The organism is Sphingorhabdus sp. (assembly GCF_029865925.1).
Taxonomy (GTDB): domain Bacteria; phylum Pseudomonadota; class Alphaproteobacteria; order Sphingomonadales; family Sphingomonadaceae; genus Sphingorhabdus_B.
In genome coordinates, this window is the sequence record NZ_JARXAI010000089.1 from 1 (window position 1) to 8081 (window position 8081).

At 56.2% G+C, this 8081-nt stretch carries 7 protein-coding genes; 5 read left to right on the top strand and 2 right to left on the bottom strand.

The window, feature by feature from the left end:
• The 5 genes from QE270_RS09330 to mltG form a co-directional block, all read left to right on the top strand.
• The coding region (locus tag QE270_RS09330) for an enoyl-CoA hydratase-related protein (protein ID WP_300038497.1) at positions 1 to 267 on the top strand (267 nt) is incomplete at its 5' end.
• A gap of 1 nt (position 268) precedes the next feature.
• The gene (fabG, locus tag QE270_RS09335; protein ID WP_300038500.1) at positions 269 to 1006 is read left to right on the top strand and encodes a 3-oxoacyl-[acyl-carrier-protein] reductase; all 738 of its coding nucleotides are present in this window, start codon (positions 269 to 271) and stop codon (positions 1004 to 1006) included.
• A gap of 93 nt (positions 1007 to 1099) precedes the next feature.
• The gene (locus QE270_RS09340; protein ID WP_300038503.1) at positions 1100 to 1333 is read left to right on the top strand and encodes an acyl carrier protein; all 234 of its coding nucleotides are present in this window, start codon (positions 1100 to 1102) and stop codon (positions 1331 to 1333) included.
• 148 nt (positions 1334 to 1481) lie between these two features.
• Entirely contained in the window at positions 1482 to 2738 is a 1257-nt protein-coding gene (fabF, locus tag QE270_RS09345; protein WP_300038506.1) for a beta-ketoacyl-ACP synthase II, read from the top strand.
• Positions 2739 to 2742: 4 nt separating this feature from the next.
• The gene (gene mltG / locus QE270_RS09350) at positions 2743 to 3714 is read left to right on the top strand and encodes an endolytic transglycosylase MltG (protein ID WP_300038509.1); all 972 of its coding nucleotides are present in this window, start codon (positions 2743 to 2745) and stop codon (positions 3712 to 3714) included.
• Between the two features lie 3 nt (positions 3715 to 3717).
• Here mltG and QE270_RS09355 read toward each other — a convergent pair whose 3' ends face one another.
• Together QE270_RS09355 and QE270_RS09360 are read right to left on the bottom strand one after the other, a co-directional pair.
• Positions 3718 to 5664: an alkyl sulfatase dimerization domain-containing protein gene (locus QE270_RS09355; protein ID WP_300038512.1), complete on the bottom strand. Its 1947-nt coding sequence runs from the start codon at positions 5662 to 5664 to the stop codon at positions 3718 to 3720.
• A gap of 95 nt (positions 5665 to 5759) precedes the next feature.
• On the bottom strand, positions 5760 to 7937 hold the full coding sequence (locus QE270_RS09360; RefSeq protein WP_300038515.1) for a primosomal protein N': 2178 nt from the start codon (positions 7935 to 7937) through the stop codon (positions 5760 to 5762).
• Between the last annotated feature and the right edge of the window lie 144 nt (positions 7938 to 8081).

An 8081-nucleotide genomic window follows, 5' to 3' on the forward strand; every position in this document is an offset into this window, starting at 1 on the left:
GCCTTGCGCATCGGGCTCGTTTCCGAAGTTGTGGATGATACCGAATTGATGGCCGCCGCGCGTAAGGTTGCAAACAAGATCGCGGCGAACCCCCCGCATGCGGTTCGGATGACCAAAAGGCTGCTGCGCGAAGGGCAGACAGCGGATCTCAAAAATATCCTAGAAATGTCGGCCGCGATGCAAAGCCTTGCGCACGCCACCGCCGATAATGACGAAGCCATCACCGCGTTTCTGGAAAAACGCGAACCCGAGTTTAAGGGAGAGTAATATGTTTGATCTAACCGGTATGACCGCGCTCGTCACGGGCGCATCGGGCGGGATTGGCAGTGCGATCTGTCAGGCGCTTGCGGCCCAAGGCGCGCGTCTTGCGGTTTCGGGCTCCAATGTGGACAAGCTAGAGGCGTTTCGAGCGTCTTTAGGCGGCGACCATATCGCGGTTCCTTGCGACCTAGGCGACAAAGACAGCGTTGAGGCGCTTGTGCCTGCTGCGCTAGAGAAATTGGGCCAGATCGATATTCTTGTAAACAATGCCGGTGTCACCCGCGACAACCTTACGATGCGGATGAAGGATGAAGAATGGGGCGACGTTATCCGCATTAATCTTGAAGCGACATTCCGCCTGATGCGCGCAGCCACCAAGCCAATGATGAAGGCGCGCTTTGGCCGGATAATTACGATCACCAGCGTCGTTGGCGCCACGGGCAATCCCGGGCAAGCCAATTACGCAGCGTCGAAAGGTGGCCTTACAGCGATGACAAAGGCCATCGCGCAGGAGCTTGCCAGCCGTAACGTGACGGCCAATTGCGTTGCGCCAGGTTTCATTGCAACCGCAATGACCGAAAGCTTGCCCGATGCCCAGAAAGACGCGCTAAATGCGCGCATCCCCATGGGCCGTATGGGCGAAGGCACGGACATTGGAGCTGCGGTTGCCTATCTCGCATCAAGAGAAGCTGGCTATATTACAGGCCAGACAATCCATGTGAATGGCGGCATGGCGATGCTTTGATGTACAACCGTCGCTTGCCACTTGCCAGCGGCCAATCTGGACATTAGGGCAATAATAGAAATTCATCATCCCAACCAATTAAGGGGCACAAAAATGAGCGATACCGCAGAACGGGTCAAAAAGATCGTAATCGAACATTTGGGCGTGGAAGCCGACAAGGTCAAGGAAGCTGCAAGCTTCATCGACGATCTTGGCGCAGACAGCCTCGACATTGTCGAGTTGGTTATGGCGTTTGAAGAAGAATTCAACGTCGAAATCCCAGACGATGCCGCTGAAAAGATTGCCACCGTTAAGGACGCGATCGATTTCATCAACAGCAACGGCTAAGCCGCTTCGCGCAATATGTTGCGCGGTGAGTTAGAAATTCAAACGGCTTTCCGGCCAGCGTCAACAGCGCTCCAGTCGGAAAGCCGTTTGCTTTTTGGGCATTTTTCACGGTAATAGACCACAAAGATAAGCATATGGAGATAACGCAATGCGTCGTGTCGTGGTCACCGGATTAGGTCTCGTTACACCCTTGGGTGCAGATGTTGAAACGACTTGGTCCAACCTGATAGCCGGAAAATCTGGCGCGGGTATGATTACGCATTTCGACGCAAGCGACCAGAAATGCCTGATTGCGTGCGAAGTGAAGCCAAAGGACCACCCATGGGGCTTTGACCCTGACAAGCGCGTTGACCACAAGGTGCAACGCCAGGTTGATCCATTCATTATTTTCGGAATTGATGCCGCTGGCCAAGCGCTGGAAGATGCAGGCCTCACAGAATTGACCGAAGAGCAAAAGGTGCGCGCTGGTTGCTCAATCGGATCGGGCATTGGCGGTCTTCCGGGTATCGAAAGCGAAGCGTTGTTGCTCGCAGAAAAAGGACCAAGCCGTGTCAGCCCACATTTCGTGCATGGCCGCTTAATCAACCTAATTTCCGGTCAAGTCAGCATCAAGTATGGGTTGAAAGGCCCTAACCACGCAGTCGTGACCGCGTGTTCCACTGGCGCACACTCCATTGGCGATGCTGCCCGCATGATCCGGGATGATGATGCCGACATCATGGTCGCTGGCGGTTCGGAAGGCACCATCAACCCGCTAGGGATTGCGGGGTTTGCCCAAGCGCGTGCCTTAAACATGAGCTACAACGACCGTCCAGAAGCCGCCAGCCGGCCGTATGACAAGGACCGCGACGGTTTTGTTATGGGGGAAGGCTCGGGCGTCGTTGTTTTGGAAGAATATGAACATGCAAAGGCGCGTGGTGCAAAGATTTATGCTGAAGTCGTAGGCTACGGCCTGTCGGGCGACGCCTATCACGTAACGGCACCGCATCCTGAAGGTGACGGGGCTTTCCGGTCGATGCAAATGGCGTTGAAAAAGGCGGGTATGTCACCAGCCGATATCGATTATATCAACGCCCATGGCACATCGACCATGGCCGATACGATTGAACTGGGTGCGGTAAAGCGCCTGTTTGGCGATGCGATGTCGCATGTATCGATGAGCTCGACCAAGTCCGCCATCGGCCACCTTCTGGGCGGAGCCGGCGCGGTTGAGAGCATTTTCTGCATCTTGGCCCTCCGCGATCAAATCGTGCCTCCTACGCTCAACCTAGACAACCCGGATGACGGGACTGAAGGCGTCGACTTGGTTCCGCATGTGGCTAAGAAGCGTGAAGTGAAAGCTGCTTTGAACAACAGCTTTGGCTTTGGCGGCACCAATGCCAGCCTCATCATGAAAGCCATCTGACACTATGCGCCACCTCGCCACATGGGCGATATTAGCGGCGGCGTTGCTGCTTGCAGTTATTGCCGGCAACTTCATCTATGGCTGGACTGCTGCAGGACCGCTGGAGCGCGAAACCAGTATTGTGATTAAGCCGGGGTCAAGCATCACTTCGGCCGCCCAACAGCTTGAAAAAAGTGGCGTGGTCAAATCCGCAAGTGCTTTTGTGAACCGGGCAAAGGTGTTTGGCGCGTCCAGCACGATCAAGGCCGGTGAATTCGTCATTCCGGCGAAAGCTTCCAACTCTGACATTTTGTCCATACTGACTGGTGGGAAAACAGTGCAACGCATGGTGACCATTCCCGAGGGCATGCCATCGATCATGGTTTATGAACGCATCATGGCGAATGATCGGCTCAGCGGCAGCATCTCTATACCGGCCGAAGGCTCAGTGCTGCCTGACAGCTACGCTTTTGACAAAAACGAACCCCGCACCGACGTCCTTCAGCGCATGCAAGACGCGATGACGAAAACAATGGCAGAGCTATGGCCGGAGCGAAGCGCCGACACAGTCGTCAAAACCCCGCTTGAAGCGCTGACCTTGGCATCCATTGTCGAAAAGGAAACTGCGTTAAAGTCCGAATTGCGGATCGTCGCTGGAGTCTATTCCAATCGCTTGCGTACGGGCATGCGGTTGCAGGCTGACCCAACTATCATTTACCCGATCACAAAAGGTAAGCCGCTTGGCCGCCGTATTCTCCGATCCGAAATTACGGACGTGAATGATTATAACACCTATGCAATGGCTGGTCTGCCAAAAGGACCAATTGCCAATCCGTCGCGCGCAGCAATTGCTGCGGTGCTAAACCCGCAAAAGACCAGCGCATTATACTTCGTTGCCGATGGCAATGGCGGACATGTTTTTGCCGACACGTTGCAAGAGCATAATGCAAATGTGGCAAAATGGTACGCTCTGCGCCGCCAGCGCGGTGAAATGTAGCCCTTAAGGCTCAACGATGTTGAACGCGCCCGGCATCGGATCAAGTGCAGCCTGAAGCTTTTCAATCACCGTCCGGTCACCCTCAATCTTCAACCCTGCCATTTGGAGCTGCGCCGCGGGCATTTTCAGGAACAGCAAAGCAAGAAACAATTGGCGCGGCCCTGTTATGGTCACGGCTGGCGAAGCATGCCCTTTGCCCATTTCGCTAAACATCACCGAATTGCCAACCGTGATTTTCGCCGTTTCCTTCCGGTCCGAAATCACGAAGTTCAGCGCCAACGCTGCGTCGCCAATGATATTCGGGTCCAGCCGGGTCGCGACCGAGTCTAGCAATAGGCCCGTCGGTATCGTGGAAATCATATCGATGCTTTGCGCGCTCACACCCGCCTTCATGCCCTCACGCAATTCGCGTGCGCCTGACAAGTACATGTTGCGCCAAATGGCGGATTCGGACTGATAACCCTGCTGCTCATAGCTATCGGCGAGCAGCGCCCGTCCCTCAAGATTTTTGGGGTCTGCAAAAACCATCTGATTTAATAGGTCTGACGACCAACGATAATCGCCGGCTTTCACCGCCTTCTTGGCCTCAGTGATGACCTTCTTCGCGCCGCCCATTGCCGCGATCATTTTGGCCGCGCGCACTTCGGGCGGATGCGGGTTCAGATTTGCAGGAACAGCATCATACCAACCGAGATAATATTGATAAATCGCCTTCGAATTATGGCTATATGTGCCATAATAGCCCTTGTTGAACCATTGATTGGCAATCGCAGGCGGCGCCTTCAAAACCTCAGCAATTTCCGCCTGAGTCATGCCCTTGTTCATCATGCGGACGGTTTGGTCATGCAAATAACGGTAATTGTCGCGTTGCCCCGACAGCCAACCCTTAACCTCTGACTGGCCAAAGCGCGGCCAGCAATGGCTTGAGGCGATGATATCGCTCCGGTCACCATAAAGGTTCACCGCTTCATTCAAAAAGCCGGACCAACTTAGCGTATCACGCACCTTTGCGCCACGCGGTGTGAGGATATTGTGCAACGAACAAGTCGCGATCTCTGCCGCCAAAAAGGTGCGCGCTGCGGGCATGTACACATTCATCTCGGCAGGGGCTTCTGACTGAGGCACCATTTGGAACTCAAGCGTGACGCCATCAACTTCACGAAGCTCCCCCGTTTTGCGAATATCAATTGTGGGCGGAATGAGCGTAATGTCACCGCCGCCAATGCCTCTACCAATGCCACTGCCCATGGTTCCTTGTGGTCCGGGGGTTAGGTTGGTGCCGAACTGGAATGTGGCGCGCCTGCTCATTGCAGGGCCAGCCATGACGTTTTCAGACGCGGTTTCTGCGAGGAAATGCTCCGGCGCGATAAGCGCCACCTTGCCGGCTTTCACATCGGCTTCGTTGATGATCCCGCGCACCCCACCAAAATGGTCGACATGGCTGTGGCTATAGACAACAGCCGTAACTGGCCGCGCACCTAGCTTTTCATTCACAAGCTTTAGCGCAGCTGCCGCCGTATCGCGGCTCGTCAACGGATCGATGATGATCCAGCCTGTTTGGCCCTTGATAATCGTCATGTTCGACACGTCAAAGCCGCGTACCTGCCATACATTGTCCGCCAGCGCGTAAAGACCATGTTTGCGCAGCAGCCCCATATGCCGCCACAAGCTCGGGTTGACGGTGTCGGGCGACTTGCCGTCGGCCATCCAGTCATACGCCCCGAGATTCCATACCGGCTTGCCATCTTTATTGGTGATGACAGGGTCGGACAATGTACCGATAAAGCCCCTATCCGCAAAATCGAAATCGCGGCCGTCTTCGACCGAAAGCTGCGCCGCGACGTTGCGTTGCGCGACGATCGTCGCATCAGAGGCTGGCTTGGCATCTTGTGCCCATGCGCCGGTGGCCGATACGGTGCCCAATAACGCCGCCCATAAAATTCTCCGCATCCTACTTCCTCCAAATATTTTGACAGCTAAATGCAGCATAAAATGGCGCAGGTAAATCTGCTATTTAGCCACGCATGCTGGCCTTAAAGTGCGGATCACAAGAAACTGTAAGGATCGACATCCACCCCAATACGGACGCCGCGCGGAAATTGTAGGCCACCCAACCACGTGCGGATAATTGTCTGCACTTCAACCGAGCGCTTTGCATGCACCAACAGCCGCTGACGATAGCGGCCTCGCAGCATCGCGAGCGGTGCGGGTGCTGGACCATAGACATGCATGCCGTCAACCTTCGGTGCAGCGCCACCCACTGCGCGTGCTGCCTCAATTGCCTCCCGTTCGTCCTCGGACGAGATGATAATGGCGGCAAACCGGCCAAAAGGCGGTGCGCCAGCGGATTTACGCTGCTCGGATTCGGCATCATAAAACGCATCGCGGTCGCCCGCAACCAACGCGGCGATGACGGGGTGGTTGGGGTTGCGTGTCTGGATAAAAACTTCGCCGGGCTTTTCCCCGCGTCCCGCCCGGCCAGCGGCCTGCGCGATTTGCTGGAATGTGCGTTCGGCAGCACGCAAATCCCCGCCCTCAAGACCCAAATCAGCGTCGATCACGCCGACCAAGGTCAGTTCAGGAAAGTGGTAGCCCTTTGTTACCAATTGCGTGCCGATGATGATATCTACCGCCTTGTTTTCGACGCGCGATACGAATTCGGCGGCTTTTTCTGGCGACCAGAGCGTGTCCGATGTCGCAACAATGGTGCGGGCGTTGGGCAACAGGCGGTTAACCTCGTCGCTGATGCGTTCAACGCCTGGGCCACAGGCGACCAAGGTGTCGCTTTCGCCGCAAGCAGGACATTCCTCCGGCGGTGGCATGACATGGCCGCAATGATGGCAGGCGAGCCTACGAACCAGCCGGTGCTCAACCATCCAGCTTGTGCAATTCGGGCACTGAAAACGGTGACCGCAGGTTCTGCACAAGGTCAACGGCGCATACCCCCGTCGGTTGAGGAACAACAGGCTCTGTTCGCCCCGTTCGACCCGCTCTTCCAGCGCTTTTAACAATGTCGGCGCAATCCAGTGCTGCGATTCAGGCGCATCCAGAGTGAGGTCGATGGCCTTGATCTCGGGCATTTTGGCCGCACCAAAGCGTGATGGGATTTCAAGCCCTTTATATCGTCCAATCGCAACCATGTGCCGCGATTCCAGTGCGGGCGTAGCTGAAGCCAGCACGACCGAAAAGCCTTCAAAACGGCCACGCATTACTGCAACGTCGCGGGCATGGTAGCGCACGCCGTCTTCCTGTTTGAAACTGGTCTCATGCGCCTCATCAACGATGATGAGGCGCAGATTTGGAAAAGGAAGAAAAAGGGCCGAGCGCGCGCCCACGAGCACCTTCGCACTGCCATCGGCAACAGCGCGCCAGACACGGCGGCGCTGGGTGGAGCGCAGATTGCTGTGCCATACGGCTGGCTCGACGCCAAATCTGCCTTCAAAGCGCGCAAGAAACGGCGCGGTCAACGCGATTTCAGGGAGCAGGACCAGAACCTGTTTGCCCAGACGTATCGCCTCGGCAACCGCCTCAAAATAGGTTTCAGTTTTGCCCGACCCCGTGACGCCATCAAGGACGAAGGTGTCAAAGGCGCCCGTCCGAACAGCCTCAACCATGCTGGTTGCAGCCACCTGTTGTGCTTCATTCAGTGCCGGCGCAGCAAAGTCAGCTTCTGGTTCGGGCAACGGCGTGTCGACGCTGATCGTGACAGGTTCAAAGGCGCCTGCCTTGATAAGCCCGCGAATGACCGCGTCACTCACCCCAGCCTCCGCCGCCAACTCGCGCACAAGCCCCTGAACGCCTTCCAGTGCATCGAGCGCTGCCGCGCGTTGCGGTGTCAGCCGTGCAGGTTCGAACCCCGTGCGGCGATACTCCGTAATAGTGCCTGAGGCTGTGAATGCAGCGGAAGAGGCCAACACCATCCGCAACACCGCAGCATGGGTGGTCAGATAATAATCAGCCACCCAGTCAACAAGGCGGCGCAGACCCGACCCAACTGGCGGGCATTCAACACGTTCAAGCACCGCGCGCAGTTTGCTGGCGTCCACGGCTTCCTCGCCAAAGACATCATCGTCCCAGATAACGCCCGGCAATTTGCGCGGGCCAAGCGGCACCATGACGACAGTGCCAGGACCAGCGTGCATATCGGCAGGTAGGCGGTAATCCAGCGGACCAATCGCTTGCGTCAACAAGACGACACGGACGCGGTTGGTGGGCGGGCTCATGACGGGCGTATAGGCAATTGAATGGCTAACGTCACCACCTTCGATCAGTTGCTAGCTTTCTCAATCCGATAGGCCCTGTTATTTCTGCTGCAACTTTGCCAATAAGCAGTGAACCCGAATCTCCAATCAGGAAGACGTCCCATG

Excerpts from the sequence above, each read along its gene's own strand:
- fabG (WP_300038500.1), top strand. The coding sequence starts at position 269 with ATGTTTGATCTAACCGGTATGACCGCGCTCGTCACGGGCGCATCGGGC.
- QE270_RS09340 (WP_300038503.1), top strand. The coding sequence starts at position 1,100 with ATGAGCGATACCGCAGAACGGGTCAAAAAGATCGTAATCGAACATTTG.
- fabF (WP_300038506.1), top strand. The coding sequence starts at position 1,482 with ATGCGTCGTGTCGTGGTCACCGGATTAGGTCTCGTTACACCCTTGGGT.
- mltG (WP_300038509.1), top strand. The coding sequence starts at position 2,743 with ATGCGCCACCTCGCCACATGGGCGATATTAGCGGCGGCGTTGCTGCTT.
- QE270_RS09355 (WP_300038512.1), bottom strand. The coding sequence starts at position 5,664 with ATGCGGAGAATTTTATGGGCGGCGTTATTGGGCACCGTATCGGCCACC.
- QE270_RS09360 (WP_300038515.1), bottom strand. The coding sequence starts at position 7,937 with ATGAGCCCGCCCACCAACCGCGTCCGTGTCGTCTTGTTGACGCAAGCG.